The sequence below is a fragment of the Bacillus sp. OV166 genome, assembly GCF_900177675.1.
GTDB lineage: Bacteria > Bacillota > Bacilli > Bacillales > Cytobacillaceae > Neobacillus.
Map to the genome: position 1 here is coordinate 1,430,107 of NZ_FXWM01000001.1, position 16,831 is coordinate 1,446,937.

Consider the following 16,831-nt stretch of genomic DNA (forward strand, 5'->3'; position numbering starts at 1 on the left):
CACTCACTTAATCTGTTTTCACTTTTGCGAAAATTAATGGGGTACTTGATTGTTGTTTTATCAACCTCAATTGGCTAAACTAATTCTTTAGGGCATTGTTTCGGGAGGTAAAAATGAAAAATGTGATTGAAGTCAAAAATTTACGAAAAGAGTTTAAGTCATATTCCAGCAGGACAGGTTTAAAAGGGGCGTTTCGGGACTTACTAACAAGAAATTATAAAGTTGTTCCGGCTGTAAATGATATTAATTTTACAGTGAAAAAGGGTGAAATGGTCGGTTATATCGGTGAAAACGGTGCCGGGAAATCAACTACGATTAAAATGCTTACAGGAATTTTAACGCCCTCTTCAGGGGAGATCACAGTAAATGGAATGAATCCTCATAAAGAACGGGAACGATTTGTTCAAACCATTGGAGTTGTTTTCGGACAGCGTTCGCAATTATGGTGGGATATTGCTGTTCAAGAATCCTTTCGCCTTTTGAAAAAGGTGTATAAGGTATCAGATGCAGATTATAACAGCCACATGAATCATGTGATACAAACATTAGATATCGAGCCGCTCTTAGATAAGCCTGTGCGCAAATTATCTCTTGGCCAAAGAATGCGGTGTGAGCTTGCGGCTGCATTGATTCATAATCCGCCACTATTGTTTTTGGATGAACCGACGATCGGCTTAGATGTACTCGTTAAGTTGAAGATTCGTGATTTTTTAAAAGAAATCAATGAGAAATATCAGACGACAATCCTCTTAACCACACACGATTTAACCGATATTGAGGCATTATGCGAGCGGGTGATTATGCTCGATGAAGGTAAGGTTATTTATGATGGTGCGCTTAAGAATCTCCAGGAGAAATGGGGCGAAGGGAAAGAACTTCAGTTTCAGTTTCTTGAGAAGGTTGGAATTTCTGCCGTGCAAAATCTCACCAGCGGAATGCCTGTTAAGTGGGACCTTGACGAAAAAGAGCAAATCTTTACCGCCACACTTGAAGATAATGATGAACTTATTTCACAAGTAATTGCCAAAGTAGTAGCTGCATTTAAAATTAAAGATATTAAAATAAACGAAACATCTACAGAAGAAATCATTCGAAATATTTATGAAAAGGGTGCAGTATAAGTGGAGAAATACCTTGAAATGATTAGAATCCGCTTTTTAATGATGCTTGCATACCGTACCAATTATTACACAGGAATTCTAATCTATAGCATTAACATTGGGGCATATTATTTTTTATGGTCGGCGATCTATGGTTCTAAGGAACATATTGTTGGTTTATCTGTCACTCAGATGACCACATATGTAGCGGTCTCCTGGATGGCTCGAGCATTTTACTTCAACAATCTTGATCGTGAAATGGCATTAGAAATTATGGAAGGTAAAGTGGCTATTGAATTAATCAGGCCCTATAATTATCTTGGTATGAAAACGATGCAAGGTCTGGGAGAAGGGATTTTCAGGTTATTCTTTTTTTCTGCACCGGGAATGATCATTGTTTACTTCGTCTTTCCTATTAAATTTACCTGGGATCCAAGTGTCTGGGGATTGTTTGCGCTCTCCATCCTGTTAAGTTTTTTTATTAATACGGAACTGAATTTATTAGCTGGGATTACTACTTTCTTCTTATATAATAACTCTGGGCTAATTCGGGCAAAACGTGTCGTTATTGATTTATTTTCAGGGCTGCTACTGCCGATTAGTTTTTTTCCAGGCTGGGCACAGGATGTGATGAAATTTCTTCCCTTTCAAGGAATCAGTTATTTTCCCAGTATGATTGTTACTAAAGGTTTTTCCCATACCCAGGCACTTGAAGCAATTTCACAACAATTTGTTTGGGTAATCATATTATTTTTTCCAATCCAAATTCTTTGGATTTTGGCGAAGAAACAACTGATTATTCAAGGGGGGTAAGAGTTGTTTTATATATCTATGTTTTTTCAATATATATCTCAATATTTAAAAACGAGACTTCAATATCGAGCAGATATATTTGTAGAGTTTTTCTCTGATTTACTATCACAAGCAATAAACCTTATTTTCATTTTGGTCGTCTTTGGACATACCAATTTGTTAAATGGCTGGAACAGGGATGAAATCATATTTATCTATGGATTTTTTCTAGTACCTTCCGCAGTCTTTTCTGCCTTCTTTAACATTTGGGATTTTAATGAGCGCTATATCGTAAAGGGGGAGCTGGATCGTATCTTAACAAGGCCGATACACAGTCTCTTTCAAATTATCCTTGAACGAATTGAATTGGAATCATTGTTAGGGGCATTAACAGGACTTGCTGTTATGTTTTATGCGGGGAGTCGATTGGGACTGGAAGTCCATTGGTTCGATCCAATCTTATTTATTGTTTTTGTCCTTGGTGGGGCATTGGTTTATGGTGGAGTTTTCATCATGATTGCCTGCATTAGCTTTTGGGCAGATGCGCGTACATCTCTTATGCCGATGATGTACAATATTAGCAACTATGGCAGGTACCCAGTTAATATCTATAATAAACTAATTCGTTTTGTACTAACATGGGTGATGCCATTTGCCTTTGTTGGTGTTTATCCTGCTGCCTTTTTCCTTGGAAAAAAAGAATGGTTATGGTATTCGTTTTTAACACCTGTGATGGGAGTTGTTTTTTTCGTACTTTCCGTAATGCTATGGAATCAAGGGGTAAAAAAATACAGAGGTGCGGGCAATTAACTAGAATTTGATATTTTATTGGTCAAGCGTGCATAGAAATTAAATACCAGATGTTAAAATAGAGGTGGTCTGTGGTGTTTTTTTTCTTGCTTCCAATCGTCATCTTTTGCATCTTTATGAGTTTACGGACGCTTTTTATTCCAAATACCTTAAAAGGTAAATTGGTATCAATTGATAATTTTTTGTATTTAGGTTCTGTGTATTTGACTGTCATTATTGGTTTTGGTCTTATTTATTTGCTTTTTGAGTTAATCGGAATGTCATTGTTGATAGAGGTAAATAATCAAAACAAAAATATTTTTGAAACAAGCTTTTACTTTAGTGCAATGACCTTATTTTCAGTTGGGAATGGTGATGTCATTCCACATGGGATTGGAAGAATCCTTACCGTTACAGAGGCGTTGATCGGTTATACACTACCTGCTGCATTTGTTGCCCGCGTTGTTTTTGATCGGGAAAAAGTAAGTTAGCGATGCAGGATAGTTGTTTTGTCAGTTAGGATTTTGCTACGCTAACGATAAGGAATAATTTACAATAGGAGTGGTAGGGATGACAGTTGAAATCGGAATGAAAGTACCGAATTTTGAGTTAGAAGCCAATAATGGAGAAACAGTAAATCTTTCAAAATTTCGGGGCACAAATGTTGTTATTTATTTTTATCCAAAAGACATGACTCCAGGCTGTACAACCGAAGCATGTGATTTTCGGGATCAAATTCAACAATTTACTGAGGTAAATGCCGTGATTTTAGGAGTCAGTCCGGATCCGGTTGACCGCCATCAGAAATTTGTAGAAAAATATGGTTTACCATTTTTGCTACTTGCAGATACGGAACATCTTTTAGCGGAAGCATTTGGAGTTTGGAAGTTAAAGAAAAACTTTGGGAAAGAATACATGGGTATAGAAAGATCTACTTTTATTATTGATAAGGAAGGCAAACTCGTCAAAGAATGGAGAAAGGTCAAAGTTAAAGGTCATGTAGAAGAGGCTTTATCTTACATACGAGAACAGTTAAGCTGATCTGCTTACTGAAGCCTATTTTGTACAGAAAAGGCATTTGTCCAATGCAAGAAACGTTAGATTGAATATCATTTTATTAGGGCATACCTCCTCAGATAAACTTTGGGTCCATAGTGGCCCCTTTTTTTATGGAAATAAAAAGGATTTCTAAATTTCAATTTAAATAAGCATATATGGGATTTATCATGAAATAAGTTCTAGGCTTGGACTTGCGGTGAGTCATTTAATAATGAAAATTTTCAAGAGAAAGAAATAATTGATAATATTTATCATAAAATACAAACAAATCTTTTTTATGTGGTGGCGGAGCTTGCTACACCATAAACATTTCCCGTTAATGAGATAACAATATTGACAAAAGTACAAATTACTTAGTAAAATTAATTATAACAATTATAATCTAAGAATACTTTTTAGAAAGAAGGTGCATGGCGATGAATCATTTAAAAGAAGCGTTGGATACCTTAAAAGAAACAGGGGTACGGATTACTCCGCAGCGTCATGCGATACTTGAATATTTAATAAACTCGATGTCACATCCTACCGCAGATGATATTTATAAAGCTCTAGAGGGAAAATTCCCTAATATGAGTGTGGCGACAGTTTACAATAATTTACGAGTATTTCGTGAAGTGGGTCTAGTTAAGGAATTAACTTTTGGAGATGCCTCCAGCCGTTTTGATTTTGTAACATCCCATCATTATCATGTGATATGTGAGAAGTGTGGGAAAATTGTTGACTTTCTTTATCCGGGCTTAAATGAAGTGGAGCACTTAGCATCGCATGTAACCGGCTTTAAGGTCGAGAATCATCGCATGGAAATTTACGGTTCTTGCCCAGAGTGCGCAAGTAAAGAGATGCATTAAATAGGAGGGCGGCTGATTTTTAAAAAATCAGTCTTTTGCTGCAAATAAAAGAGGAAGAAGTAATCCATGGCAGCTATTCTGCAGATTGGTTTACTTCTTCCTCTTTTTATTTTTAGGATTTTTTATTATAGGACTCATCGAATTCCTTGCCTATTAAATTAGGGTCAAGGGTTAATGGCTCACGACAATACATACACATATCCACTCTACCAAGCATTTTAGTATGCTTACCGCAGCTTGGACATTTTACTTGGATGGTTTTTGTAGAAAGCATTCCAATCCAAAAATAAACAATAGTACTGGCAATAATAAAAAGAAGACCCAAAATCATAAAAATGGTCATAATAAGTGGTGAAGATCGAAAAAAGATACCACCATACATAACAATGAAACCAATGAAAATTAACGATAATGCAAAGGTACGAATTTTATTTATTTTACTCGAATATTTTGCCATGTAACTCCCTCCTAGAGAAAACTATACCATATTTATAAATAGAAAAGAAAAATCTAGGTAGAAGAATGTCGAAATTTGTCTTTGGATAAAGAAGGAGATTTGTTTTCCTTGTCGAACTTATATTGCTACCTGAAAAAAATGGAGGAATGAAGATGGAAGACATCCTTCGGCCTATTTATCAAGAAAGGGCGAGCCAATTAAATACTCTTGGAGTATTAATGGTACAAAAAAAACAAAAGTTAAGCCACATAACAGATTCATTTGATGAAATTCTTTTAGTTCTTGTCAAAGAAGCGGATCAGCCGCTATTCATTAAGCACTATACTTACTACGATAAAAAGGCAGCAATGCATATCATCACAGAAGCGCAGTTGCAAGAGTGGTTATTATTAGGATCGAATCGGAAAATATTTGAATGGCTTCATGAGGCAAAAATTATTTTTGATCGAAACGAATACGTAGCCAATTTAAAAACGGAATTGCGAGAATTTCCTTTTAACGGACGCAAAATAAAAATGGGTTTAGAATTTGCCAAATTGATTCGGCGATATGTGGATGGAAAAGCTTTGTTTGAAGGTCATCAGTTTTTAGATGCATACAACTATGTTGTCCATTCGCTGCACCATCTTGCCAGGTTAGCCATATTAGAAAATGGACTCCATCCAGAACTGACTGTTTGGAATCAAGTAAAACAGATTGAACCAGAAATTTATAAACTATACGAAGAACTTGTCTATAGCGAAGAAACGCTTGAGAAAAGACTTGAGCTGCTGTTCCTTGCGAGCGAGTTCATGATCCATTCGAGAACAAATATTGGGACAGTCCATTTGTTAGATATTCTTAGTCGTAAGGAAATTTGGATGTTTAATGAAATTATGAGTGAAGAAGAGTTGATCCCATACTCAGTCGATTTGGGAGTGCTTCTTGAATATTTAATTGATAAACATTTGATAGATGTAGTTAATATTGAAACGAAGGGCCAAGGTGTTTTTCATAGAGGTTATCGACTCAATAAAAAATTATCGTAAAAAAGCAATAAAACCTATTGACCTTTTCGTTGTTACTTGGTATATTAATAACCGTCGCTGCGAAACAAACTAAATGATGTTTTCGTAAGTGGCGGTTTTTAAAAAAAGTTATTGACACTTTCAAATGCTTTGTGTTATATTATTAAAGTCGCTTACGAGCGAATGAGAAATTGATCTTTGAAAACTAAACAAACAAAATCGTGCAAACAAATAAAAATTTTAGTTTCAATTAAGAAACTAAGCCAACGTAACAAATGAGCTAATCAACTTTCTTGGAGAGTTTGATCCTGGCTCAGGACGAACGCTGGCGGCGTGCCTAATACATGCAAGTCGAGCGAATCAATAGGAGCTTGCTCCTGTTGATTAGCGGCGGACGGGTGAGTAACACGTGGGCAACCTGCCTGTAAGACTGGGATAACACCGGGAAACCGGTGCTAATACCGGATAATCCTTTTCCTCTCATGAGGAAAAGCTGAAAGTCGGTTTCGGCTGACACTTACAGATGGGCCCGCGGCGCATTAGCTAGTTGGTGAGGTAACGGCTCACCAAGGCGACGATGCGTAGCCGACCTGAGAGGGTGATCGGCCACACTGGGACTGAGACACGGCCCAGACTCCTACGGGAGGCAGCAGTAGGGAATCTTCCACAATGGACGAAAGTCTGATGGAGCAACGCCGCGTGAGCGATGAAGGCCTTCGGGTCGTAAAGCTCTGTTGTTAGGGAAGAACAAGTACCGGAGTAACTGCCGGTACCTTGACGGTACCTAACCAGAAAGCCACGGCTAACTACGTGCCAGCAGCCGCGGTAATACGTAGGTGGCAAGCGTTGTCCGGAATTATTGGGCGTAAAGCGCGCGCAGGCGGTCCTTTAAGTCTGATGTGAAAGCCCACGGCTCAACCGTGGAGGGTCATTGGAAACTGGGGGACTTGAGTGCAGAAGAGGAAAGCGGAATTCCACGTGTAGCGGTGAAATGCGTAGAGATGTGGAGGAACACCAGTGGCGAAGGCGGCTTTCTGGTCTGTAACTGACGCTGAGGCGCGAAAGCGTGGGGAGCAAACAGGATTAGATACCCTGGTAGTCCACGCCGTAAACGATGAGTGCTAAGTGTTAGGGGGTTTCCGCCCCTTAGTGCTGCAGCTAACGCATTAAGCACTCCGCCTGGGGAGTACGGCCGCAAGGCTGAAACTCAAAGGAATTGACGGGGGCCCGCACAAGCGGTGGAGCATGTGGTTTAATTCGAAGCAACGCGAAGAACCTTACCAGGTCTTGACATCCTCTGACACTCCTAGAGATAGGACGTTCCCCTTCGGGGGACAGAGTGACAGGTGGTGCATGGTTGTCGTCAGCTCGTGTCGTGAGATGTTGGGTTAAGTCCCGCAACGAGCGCAACCCTTGATCTTAGTTGCCAGCATTCAGTTGGGCACTCTAAGGTGACTGCCGGTGACAAACCGGAGGAAGGTGGGGATGACGTCAAATCATCATGCCCCTTATGACCTGGGCTACACACGTGCTACAATGGATGGTACAAAGGGCTGCAAGACCGCGAGGTTTAGCCAATCCCATAAAACCATTCTCAGTTCGGATTGCAGGCTGCAACTCGCCTGCATGAAGCCGGAATCGCTAGTAATCGCGGATCAGCATGCCGCGGTGAATACGTTCCCGGGCCTTGTACACACCGCCCGTCACACCACGAGAGTTTGTAACACCCGAAGTCGGTGGGGTAACCGTAAGGAGCCAGCCGCCTAAGGTGGGACAGATGATTGGGGTGAAGTCGTAACAAGGTAGCCGTATCGGAAGGTGCGGCTGGATCACCTCCTTTCTAAGGATAAAGCTGGACCTGTGAGCCAGACAAAACAGTTTGTGACACGATCTTTGTTTGTTTAGTTTTGAGAGTACAATTCTCTCAAAGCTTTTTTTAATCGTTCTTTGAAAACTAGATAATCGTAATGAAGAAGTCAATGTAAGAACCGAGTCAAAGCCATTTTAGTTTTCTCTCTTATGTAAGTAAGAGAATAATCTTTTAGGTTAAGTTAGAAAGGGCGCACGGTGAATGCCTTGGCACTAGGAGCCGATGAAGGACGGGACTAACACCGATATGCTTCGGGGAGCTGTAAGTAAGCTTTGATCCGGAGATTTCCGAATGGGGGAACCCACTGTTCGTAATGGAACAGTATCTTTACCTGAATACATAGGGTATTGAAGGCATACCCGGGGAACTGAAACATCTAAGTACCCGGAGGAAGAGAAAGCAAACGCGATTCCCTGAGTAGCGGCGAGCGAAACGGGACATAGCCCAAACCAAGAGGCTTGCCTCTTGGGGTTGTAGGACACTCAACATGGAGTTACAAAGGAACGGGGTAGATGAAGCGATCTGGAAAGGTCCGTCATAGAAGGTAAAAACCCTGTAGTCGAAACTTCGTTCCCTCCTGAGTGGATCCTGAGTACGGCCGGACACGAGAAATCCGGTCGGAAGCAGGGAGGACCATCTCCCAAGGCTAAATACTCCCTAGTGACCGATAGTGAACCAGTACCGTGAGGGAAAGGTGAAAAGCACCCCGGAAGGGGAGTGAAATAGTTCCTGAAACCGTGTGCCTACAAGTAGTTAGAGCCCGTTAATGGGTGATAGCGTGCCTTTTGTAGAATGAACCGGCGAGTTACGATCCCATGCAAGGTTAAGTTGAAGAGACGGAGCCGCAGCGAAAGCGAGTCTGAAAAGGGCGTATGAGTATGTGGTCGTAGACCCGAAACCAGGTGATCTACCCATGTCCAGGGTGAAGTCCAGGTAACACTGGATGGAGGCCCGAACCCACGCACGTTGAAAAGTGCGGGGATGAGGTGTGGGTAGCGGAGAAATTCCAATCGAACTTGGAGATAGCTGGTTCTCTCCGAAATAGCTTTAGGGCTAGCCTCACGTAGTAAGAGTCTTGGAGGTAGAGCACTGTTTGGACTAGGGGCCCTCATCGGGTTACCGAATTCAGACAAACTCCGAATGCCAAAGACTTATCCGTGGGAGTCAGACTGCGAGTGATAAGATCCGTAGTCAAAAGGGAAACAGCCCAGACCACCAGCTAAGGTCCCAAAGTATACGTTAAGTGGAAAAGGATGTGGAGTTGTTTAGACAACCAGGATGTTGGCTTAGAAGCAGCCACCATTTAAAGAGTGCGTAATAGCTCACTGGTCGAATGACTCTGCGCCGAAAATGTACCGGGGCTAAACGTATCACCGAAGCTGTGGATTGACATCGTAGATGTCAGTGGTAGGAGAGCGTTCTAAGGGCGTTGAAGCTAGACCGTAAGGACTGGTGGAGCGCTTAGAAGTGAGAATGCCGGTATGAGTAGCGAAAGATGAGTGAGAATCTCATCCACCGAATGCCTAAGGTTTCCTGAGGAAGGCTCGTCCGCTCAGGGTTAGTCGGGACCTAAGCCGAGGCCGAAAGGCGTAGGCGATGGACAACAGGTTGATATTCCTGTACCACCTCTTTATCGTTTGAGCAATGGGGGGACGCAGGAGGATAGGGTAAGCGCGCTGTTGGATATGCGCGTCTAAGCAGTTAGGCTGGGAAGTAGGCAAATCCGCTTCTCGCATAAGGCTGAGCTGTGATAGCGAGGGAAATTTAGTACCGAAGTTCCTGATTCCACACTGCCAAGAAAAGCCTCTAGCGAGATAAATGGTGCCCGTACCGCAAACCGACACAGGTAGGCGAGGAGAGAATCCTAAGGTGAGCGAGAGAACTCTCGTTAAGGAACTCGGCAAAATGACCCCGTAACTTCGGGAGAAGGGGTGCTTTTTGAGGTGAATAGCCTCGAAGAGCCGCAGTGAATAGGCCCAGGCGACTGTTTAGCAAAAACACAGGTCTCTGCGAAGCCGCAAGGCGAAGTATAGGGGCTGACGCCTGCCCGGTGCTGGAAGGTTAAGAGGAGGGGTTAGCTCACGCGAAGCTCTGAATCGAAGCCCCAGTAAACGGCGGCCGTAACTATAACGGTCCTAAGGTAGCGAAATTCCTTGTCGGGTAAGTTCCGACCCGCACGAAAGGCGTAACGATCTGGGCACTGTCTCAACGAGAGACTCGGTGAAATTATAGTACCTGTGAAGATGCAGGTTACCCGCGACAGGACGGAAAGACCCCGTGGAGCTTTACTGTAGCCTGATATTGAATTTTGGTACAGCTTGTACAGGATAGGTAGGAGCCTGAGAAGCCGGAGCGCTAGCTTCGGTGGAGGCGTCGGTGGGATACTACCCTGGCTGTATTGAAATTCTAACCCGCACCCCTGATCGGGGTGGGAGACAGTGTCAGGTGGGCAGTTTGACTGGGGCGGTCGCCTCCTAAAGAGTAACGGAGGCGCCCAAAGGTTCCCTCAGAATGGTTGGAAATCATTCGCAGAGTGTAAAGGCACAAGGGAGCTTGACTGCGAGACCTACAAGTCGAGCAGGGACGAAAGTCGGGCTTAGTGATCCGGTGGTTCCGCATGGAAGGGCCATCGCTCAACGGATAAAAGCTACCCCGGGGATAACAGGCTTATCTCCCCCAAGAGTCCACATCGACGGGGAGGTTTGGCACCTCGATGTCGGCTCATCGCATCCTGGGGCTGTAGTCGGTCCCAAGGGTTGGGCTGTTCGCCCATTAAAGCGGTACGCGAGCTGGGTTCAGAACGTCGTGAGACAGTTCGGTCCCTATCCGTCGTGGGCGCAGGAAATTTGAGAGGAGCTGTCCTTAGTACGAGAGGACCGGGATGGACGCACCGCTGGTGTACCAGTTGTTCTGCCAAGGGCATCGCTGGGTAGCTATGTGCGGACGGGATAAGTGCTGAAAGCATCTAAGCATGAAGCCCCCCTCAAGATGAGATTTCCCATAGCGCAAGCTAGTAAGAACCCTGAAAGATGATCAGGTTGATAGGTCAGAGGTGGAAGCGTGGTAACATGTGGAGCTGACTGATACTAATCGTTCGAGGACTTAACCATATTTTTTAAGGCAGCTCGTTTTTACAAACTTCTTCTGCATTATCTAGTTTTGAGGGAATGAAAAAAAAAAAAATTCCTCTTGAAAAATATGAAAAAGACATTATAATAAAATAGTGTCGAATAAATGGTCTGGCAATAATGGCGAGAAGGTCACACCCGTTCCCATACCGAACACGGAAGTTAAGCTTCTCAGCGCCGATGGTAGTTGGGACACGCGTCCCTGTGAGAGTAGGACGTTGCCAGGCTGTAGTATTATTATTCCGCAGTAGCTCAGTGGTAGAGCTATCGGCTGTTAACCGATCGGTCGTAGGTTCGAGTCCTACCTGCGGAGCCATTATGGAGAGCTGTCCGAGTGGCCGAAGGAGCACGATTGGAAATCGTGTAGGCGGGTAACCCTGTCTCAAGGGTTCAAATCCCTTGCTCTCCGCCATAATTTCTTTAAAAGATATGGCCCCTTGGTCAAGCGGTTAAGACACCTCCCTTTCACGGAGGTAACACGGGTTCGAGTCCCGTAGGGGTCACCAAAGTTTTTTACGCACTAGCGAAAAATAACTTTCATTAATGTGGAGGATTAGCTCAGCTGGGAGAGCATCTGCCTTACAAGCAGAGGGTCGGCGGTTCGAGCCCGTCATCCTCCACCATATAATTATTATTGTCGCGGGGTGAAGCAACGAGCGTTGCTTCAATGAATAAACTGCGAGTTGTATCAATCGAACTGCTGCTTGAATAGGCCTTCTGAGATTGATACAGTCCATGCCAACTATGAGCATGATAATAATAAGTTAATTTCATTGTCGCGGGGTGGAGCAGTCCGGTAGCTCGTCGGGCTCATAACCCGAAGGTCGCAGGTTCAAATCCTGTCCCCGCAATTGGTCTGGTAGTTCAGTTGGTTAGAATGCCTGCCTGTCACGCAGGAGGTCGCGGGTTCGAGTCCCGTCCAGACCGCCATTAATGTTGGCTCAGTAGCTCAGTCGGTAGAGCAAAGGACTGAAAATCCTTGTGTCGGCGGTTCGATTCCGTCCTGAGCCACCATTTATACTAAAAATAACGCCGGGGTAGCTCAATTGGTAGAGCAACTGACTTGTAATCAGTAGGTTGGGGGTTCAAGTCCTCTCGCCGGCACCAGAAGTTACACAGTGAATATAATATGTGGAGGGGTAGCGAAGTGGCTAAACGCGGCGGACTGTAAATCCGCTCCCTCCGGGTTCGGCGGTTCGAATCCGTCCCCCTCCACCATTTATAGGGGTATAGTTTAAAGGTAGAACGAAGGTCTCCAAAACCTTTGGTGTGGGTTCAATTCCTACTACCCCTGCCAATTATATTGTGGCGATTGTGGCGAAGTGGTTAACGCACCTGATTGTGGTTCAGGCATTCGTGGGTTCGATTCCCATCAGTCGCCCCATAATATGATTATTAAATAATTAAAATAACATTGGGCTATAGCCAAGCGGTAAGGCATCGCACTTTGACTGCGACATGCGTTGGTTCAAATCCAGCTAGCCCAGCCAATTTGCGGAAGTAGTTCAGTGGTAGAACATCACCTTGCCAAGGTGGGGGTCGCGGGTTCGAATCCCGTCTTCCGCTCCAATGTATATGGCGGCATAGCCAAGTGGTAAGGCAGAGGTCTGCAAAACCTTTACCACCGGTTCGAATCCGGTTGCCGCCTCCATAAAACATTTGCTAGGTATGGATAAAAATAGGTAATTAGATTTTGCCGGGGTGGCGGAACTGGCAGACGCACAGGACTTAAAATCCTGCGGTAGGTGACTACCGTACCGGTTCGATTCCGGTCCTCGGCATTGCTTTATCAAAACAATTTTATACTCGCCGGTGTGGCGGAATTGGCAGACGCGCACGACTCAAAATCGTGTTCCGTGAGGAGTATCGGTTCGACCCCGATCACCGGTATCATTTTGTTTTAAAAGAACATTTCTCATTAATTTGAGAAGTGTTTTTTTTTGCGAAAATTTGGTGCTTTATTGACCACTAATACACTAAAAAAGTCACAGCTAAGTTATTTGCTATGTTAAAGGATAATAGAATCTATTCGTGCCCCTCGCTGGTGAAAATGGCTAGTCATAGAAAATACTGTGTTAGATCATTTTCTATGTAACAAAATAAATTCGACAAAGTTTGCGTTTTTCCCTTGACGATACTAAAAATAGTGTGTAATATAGAAAAGGTCAGTTGATGATTCAAAAATTTGTCACTTATTAATGCGGGTGTAGTTTACTGGTAAAACCTCAGCCTTCCAAGCTGATGTAGTGGGTTCGATTCCCATCACCCGCTCCATACATATTAACTAACGCAGTGTATCGTTACATAAGAGAACGATGCATTGCGTTTTTTTCTATACAAAGAAAAAGATGCCCTATGGACACCTAAGGATTTGGAAGGAAGCTTCTCCTCCATGTAATTTTGTAAACATGTTCATTAAAGATTCTGTTAATTTCATCGCGTTTTCAACGTCGGTTGAAGGTCTCAAATAAATAATTTGCAGGGCATTTTTAGTAGCAAAAGTTACTGGTGTTCTATCAGAATCAACGAACGGACTACCAAATGGCCCCAGTTCATCACAAGATACAATTAGACGATTTAAAGAATTTATTCGCCCATTCAATCCAGTATATTCCTCACCCTCCGTTCCCAACCGAATGCTCACCTGCCCCTTTATGAGATCTAGGTCATATATTCCGATTGGTACTTGATATTGGAAAGAGAAAAAATTATTAATATCAATCGCACTATGAACAGAAGTAAGGTAATTTTGTTTTTGTACTCTCCTGTATAACGCCTCTACTGAGGGTCGATACCTGTTCGGGTCTTTACCGATCTTTTTAAAAATAGTACGCCATTCCTGTATGCCAGAGAGTTCAGTAACATTTTTATTTTCTAAATCAAAATAAATAGATTCTTGGAAAAGCTGTAGTCTTCCTTTTATCATTTGCTGCGATTCCCCGACCATAATATCTTTATATTCAATTATCCCCAGTTTAAAGTTAGGTATTTGCTCAAATAATTCCTGTGAGAGTTGAATTTCCAACCATTTCACCTCCAAAATTTCTTGAAAATAGTTTATCATAAATAGATGCGCATCTAATAATATAACAAGCTAATTATTAAATAAATGACTTCTAGGGAAGGAGGGGATCAAATGGATGTCCTAAACTTAAAGGAAGAACTCATCGCCTATAGTAAAGAAATTGGAATCGATAAAATTGGTTTCACAACCGCAGACACGTTCACTGAATTGAAAAGCCGATTAATAAAGCAACAGGAACTCAAATACCAATCAGGATTTGAAGAACCAGATATAGAGAAAAGAGTGACCCCTTCATTATTACTAGAGGAACCTCGTTCGATCATTTCCATTGCCATTGCTTACCCTTCAAAAATGAATAACCGTGTTGAGAGTAAAAAGGGTGAGAGAAGAGGGATTTTCAGCAGGGCCTCTTGGGGTCTCGACTATCATCATGTTCTAAATGACCGGCTACACAAACTTGAGGAGTTTATCTCAGTAAGAATACCAGAAGCTAGAATAAAATCGATGGTTGACACTGGAGAACTCTCAGACCGCGCTGTTGCCGAGCGTGCTGGAATTGGTTGGAGCGGAAAAAATTGTTCCATTATTACACCGGAGTTCGGATCATATGTTTATCTGGGGGAAATGATTACTAGTATCCCTTTTGAACCAGATACACCAATTGAAGATCAATGCGGGTCATGCACAAAGTGTTTGGATGCTTGTCCAACAGGGGCTCTTGTACAAGGTGGACAAATTAATGCACAGCGCTGTATTTCTTACTTAACACAAACAAAAACATTTATCGCAGATGAGTTTAGAGACAAAATCGGTAACCGCGTCTATGGCTGTGATTCCTGCCAAACAGCATGTCCGGTTAACAAGGGGAAGAATTTTCATTTTCATCAGGAACTTGAAGCAGATTCTGATATTGCCAAACCGTTACTAAAGCCAATCTTAAAATTAAGTAATCGGGAATTTAAATCTAAATTTGGTTCCGTTGCTGGATCATGGCGAGGGAAAAAGCCGATTCAACGGAATGCGATTATCGCGCTTGCACATTTTAAGGATACTACAGCAATTCCCCAATTAGTGGATGTATTAGAAAATGAGGGAAGCCCAGTATCAAGAGGAACAGCTGCCTGGGCCCTTGGGAAAATTGGCGGTGAAACTGCTTTTGCTGCCTTAAAAAAAGCTCAAGAGCTTGAAACTGATCTGGAAGTACAAAATGAAATAGAAAAAGGTTTAAGTTATTATAGGTAAAAATGAGTGAACTCAAGGGTTCGCTCATTTTTTTTGATTGAAATCCTGTCTTCTCTCATATGTATGAGAGAAAGGGGTGAGAAATATGCTTCATTTGATACAAGATTTATTTGATAAAAGAGTAAATCAATTTGTCTCCGATAAAAGAACACATAAAGTATTTTTTCCAAAGGCTGAAATAAAACAAAGTGCAATGTCAAAAAGGTCTGCAGAAATTGTCAAAGTAAAAGCAGCCGGCAGAATAATAGAAAGAAATGAAGAGGATGAATTTCAAACAGTAAAATATCATGCTCATTATCAATATTTAATTAAGCAAAAAGGTATTCTTTACATGGAGGAAGAAGTCGAAGAAAGATTAGCCAAGTTTTATAAAGAGGCTTTAGTGATGGATGAGGAAATCAATCCTTATGAACATCATGAGCCTTATCAAGTACCAATTACACAGAGCTTAGAGGATAGTGATGAACGGTTAAGCTTTCAATACAACCGCTTAAAAGCTGTACAATATGCGGAACGCTGGTGGAATACCTACAATCCTGCCTACAAAAAATTTGAGAATGATTGCACCAATTTTATTTCACAATGCCTCCATACGGGCGAAGCCCCGATGAGAGGCTATCCAAATCGGGGTACAGGGTGGTGGCTCCAAAATAAGAATTGGAGTTATAGCTGGGCGGTGGCACACTCATTTAAGCTTTATTTTGCACATTCTAAAAGTGGTTTACGGGCACGGGAAGTCAGCAGTCCTGATCAATTATTATTAGGTGATGTAATTTGTTACGATTTTGAAGGGGATGGACGATTTAATCATAATACAATTGTTACGGGTAAGGATGCACATGGAATGCCGTTAGTGAACGCCCATACTTATAATAGCCGAATGAGGTATTGGGCATATGAAGATTCATCTGCCTACACACCTAAAATAAAATATAAGTTTTATACGATTCTGGGTTAAAAATGCATCATTATTGAAAGGATATATCATAGTGGTATAATGGCATGTAGAGTTTTTTTTTCGAGGTGAGAAACGTGTCAATAAATGTAGTATTATATCAGCCACAGATCCCTTCTAATACAGGAAATATAGCAAGAACATGCGCCGGAACAGATACCAATTTACATTTAATCCGTCCATTAGGTTTTTCGACCGATGACAAAATGTTAAAAAGAGCAGGTTTGGATTATTGGCAACACGTTAATATTGTCTACTATGATTCACTTGATGACTTTTATGAAAAGAATGCTGGCGGTGATTTTTTTTATATCACAAAATTTGGTCAAAAGCCTTTTAGCAGCTTTGATTATAGTAATTCAAGCAAAGATTACTATTTTATCTTTGGACGGGAAACGACAGGACTTCCGAAAGACGTTATTGAAAATAACAAAGACGTCAGTTTGCGGATCCCTATGAATGAAAATATTCGTTCTTTAAATTTATCCAATACAGCTGCCATTCTTATTTATGAAGCACTTCGTCAGCAAAACTATGCTCATCTAAAATAATAAAAGGA

The 16,831-nt window shown here is 42.1% G+C and carries 12 protein-coding genes, 17 tRNA genes and 3 rRNA genes; 30 read left to right on the top strand and 2 right to left on the bottom strand.

The window, feature by feature from the left end:
• Positions 1–113 precede the first annotated feature (113 nt).
• The 6 genes from CCK98_RS06720 (at position 114) to perR (ending at position 4,588) form a co-directional block, all read left to right on the top strand.
• Entirely contained in the window at positions 114–1,121 is a 1,008-nt protein-coding gene (locus CCK98_RS06720) for an ATP-binding cassette domain-containing protein (RefSeq protein WP_088085875.1), read from the top strand.
• Entirely contained in the window at positions 1,122–1,913 is a 792-nt protein-coding gene (locus tag CCK98_RS06725) for an ABC-2 family transporter protein (RefSeq protein ID WP_088085876.1), read from the top strand.
• A 3-nt stretch (positions 1,914–1,916) separates the two neighbouring features.
• On the top strand, positions 1,917–2,702 hold the full coding sequence (locus CCK98_RS06730) for an ABC transporter permease (protein WP_088085877.1): 786 nt from the start codon (positions 1,917–1,919) through the stop codon (positions 2,700–2,702).
• Positions 2,703–2,773: 71 nt separating this feature from the next.
• The gene (locus CCK98_RS06735; RefSeq protein WP_088085878.1) at positions 2,774–3,172 is read left to right on the top strand and encodes an ion channel; all 399 of its coding nucleotides are present in this window, start codon (positions 2,774–2,776) and stop codon (positions 3,170–3,172) included.
• A gap of 79 nt (positions 3,173–3,251) precedes the next feature.
• On the top strand, positions 3,252–3,722 hold the full coding sequence (gene bcp / locus CCK98_RS06740; protein ID WP_088085879.1) for a thioredoxin-dependent thiol peroxidase: 471 nt from the start codon (positions 3,252–3,254) through the stop codon (positions 3,720–3,722).
• Between the two features lie 428 nt (positions 3,723–4,150).
• Positions 4,151–4,588: a peroxide-responsive transcriptional repressor PerR gene (gene perR / locus CCK98_RS06745; protein WP_088085880.1), complete on the top strand. Its 438-nt coding sequence runs from the start codon at positions 4,151–4,153 to the stop codon at positions 4,586–4,588.
• A gap of 112 nt (positions 4,589–4,700) precedes the next feature.
• On the opposite strand, the gene CCK98_RS06750 is transcribed toward perR, so the two are convergent.
• Positions 4,701–5,045 carry a YgzB family protein gene (locus CCK98_RS06750; protein WP_088085881.1) on the bottom strand — a complete coding sequence of 115 codons (345 nt, stop codon included), beginning with the start codon at positions 5,043–5,045 and terminating at the stop codon, positions 4,701–4,703.
• Between the two features lie 152 nt (positions 5,046–5,197).
• Here CCK98_RS06750 and CCK98_RS06755 point away from each other — a divergent pair, with 152 nt between their 5' ends.
• The 21 genes from CCK98_RS06755 (at position 5,198) to CCK98_RS06855 (ending at position 13,324) form a co-directional block, all read left to right on the top strand.
• The gene (locus CCK98_RS06755; RefSeq protein ID WP_088085882.1) at positions 5,198–6,073 is read left to right on the top strand and encodes a nucleotidyltransferase-like protein; all 876 of its coding nucleotides are present in this window, start codon (positions 5,198–5,200) and stop codon (positions 6,071–6,073) included.
• A 269-nt stretch (positions 6,074–6,342) separates the two neighbouring features.
• Positions 6,343–7,892 (top strand): 16S ribosomal RNA (locus tag CCK98_RS06760).
• A gap of 204 nt (positions 7,893–8,096) precedes the next feature.
• Positions 8,097–11,032, top strand: a 23S ribosomal RNA gene (locus tag CCK98_RS06765).
• Between the two features lie 128 nt (positions 11,033–11,160).
• Positions 11,161–11,277 (top strand): 5S ribosomal RNA (gene rrf / locus CCK98_RS06770).
• The 16S, 23S and 5S rRNA genes sit together here with 17 tRNA genes alongside, the layout of an rRNA operon.
• Positions 11,278–11,291: 14 nt before the next feature.
• Positions 11,292–11,366 (top strand) — tRNA-Asn (locus CCK98_RS06775).
• A gap of 4 nt (positions 11,367–11,370) precedes the next feature.
• Positions 11,371–11,462: transfer RNA gene (locus tag CCK98_RS06780), tRNA-Ser, on the top strand.
• A gap of 19 nt (positions 11,463–11,481) precedes the next feature.
• Positions 11,482–11,556, top strand: a tRNA-Glu gene (locus CCK98_RS06785).
• A 41-nt stretch (positions 11,557–11,597) separates the two neighbouring features.
• A tRNA-Val gene (locus CCK98_RS06790) sits at positions 11,598–11,673 on the top strand.
• Between the two features lie 154 nt (positions 11,674–11,827).
• Positions 11,828–11,901 (top strand) — tRNA-Met (locus tag CCK98_RS06795).
• Positions 11,902–11,903: 2 nt separating this feature from the next.
• Positions 11,904–11,980 (top strand) — tRNA-Asp (locus CCK98_RS06800).
• Between the two features lie 8 nt (positions 11,981–11,988).
• Positions 11,989–12,064, top strand: a tRNA-Phe gene (locus CCK98_RS06805).
• A 17-nt stretch (positions 12,065–12,081) separates the two neighbouring features.
• A tRNA-Thr gene (locus CCK98_RS06810) sits at positions 12,082–12,157 on the top strand.
• A 26-nt stretch (positions 12,158–12,183) separates the two neighbouring features.
• Positions 12,184–12,268, top strand: a tRNA-Tyr gene (locus CCK98_RS06815).
• A gap of 5 nt (positions 12,269–12,273) precedes the next feature.
• Positions 12,274–12,347 (top strand) — tRNA-Trp (locus CCK98_RS06820).
• 11 nt (positions 12,348–12,358) lie between these two features.
• A tRNA-His gene (locus CCK98_RS06825) sits at positions 12,359–12,434 on the top strand.
• A gap of 31 nt (positions 12,435–12,465) precedes the next feature.
• Positions 12,466–12,540: transfer RNA gene (locus tag CCK98_RS06830), tRNA-Gln, on the top strand.
• Between the two features lie 4 nt (positions 12,541–12,544).
• Positions 12,545–12,619 (top strand) — tRNA-Gly (locus CCK98_RS06835).
• Positions 12,620–12,627: 8 nt separating this feature from the next.
• Positions 12,628–12,701 (top strand) — tRNA-Cys (locus tag CCK98_RS06840).
• A 44-nt stretch (positions 12,702–12,745) separates the two neighbouring features.
• Positions 12,746–12,831: transfer RNA gene (locus CCK98_RS06845), tRNA-Leu, on the top strand.
• 27 nt (positions 12,832–12,858) lie between these two features.
• Positions 12,859–12,940: transfer RNA gene (locus CCK98_RS06850), tRNA-Leu, on the top strand.
• A 310-nt stretch (positions 12,941–13,250) separates the two neighbouring features.
• Positions 13,251–13,324: transfer RNA gene (locus tag CCK98_RS06855), tRNA-Gly, on the top strand.
• 79 nt (positions 13,325–13,403) lie between these two features.
• On the opposite strand, the gene CCK98_RS06860 is transcribed toward CCK98_RS06855, so the two are convergent.
• Positions 13,404–14,075, bottom strand: coding sequence for a B3/4 domain-containing protein (locus CCK98_RS06860; RefSeq protein WP_088085883.1), 672 nt, complete (start codon positions 14,073–14,075; stop codon positions 13,404–13,406).
• 111 nt (positions 14,076–14,186) lie between these two features.
• Here CCK98_RS06860 and queG point away from each other — a divergent pair, with 111 nt between their 5' ends.
• From queG to trmL, 3 genes are all read left to right on the top strand, one after another.
• Positions 14,187–15,317 carry a tRNA epoxyqueuosine(34) reductase QueG gene (gene queG, locus CCK98_RS06865; protein WP_088085884.1) on the top strand — a complete coding sequence of 377 codons (1,131 nt, stop codon included), beginning with the start codon at positions 14,187–14,189 and terminating at the stop codon, positions 15,315–15,317.
• A gap of 85 nt (positions 15,318–15,402) precedes the next feature.
• Complete coding sequence (locus tag CCK98_RS06870) at positions 15,403–16,275, top strand: amidase domain-containing protein (protein WP_088085885.1); 873 nt, start codon at positions 15,403–15,405, stop codon at positions 16,273–16,275.
• Between the two features lie 74 nt (positions 16,276–16,349).
• The gene (trmL, locus tag CCK98_RS06875; RefSeq protein WP_088085886.1) at positions 16,350–16,823 is read left to right on the top strand and encodes a tRNA (uridine(34)/cytosine(34)/5-carboxymethylaminomethyluridine(34)-2'-O)-methyltransferase TrmL; all 474 of its coding nucleotides are present in this window, start codon (positions 16,350–16,352) and stop codon (positions 16,821–16,823) included.
• The last annotated feature ends 8 nt before the right edge of the window (positions 16,824–16,831 follow it).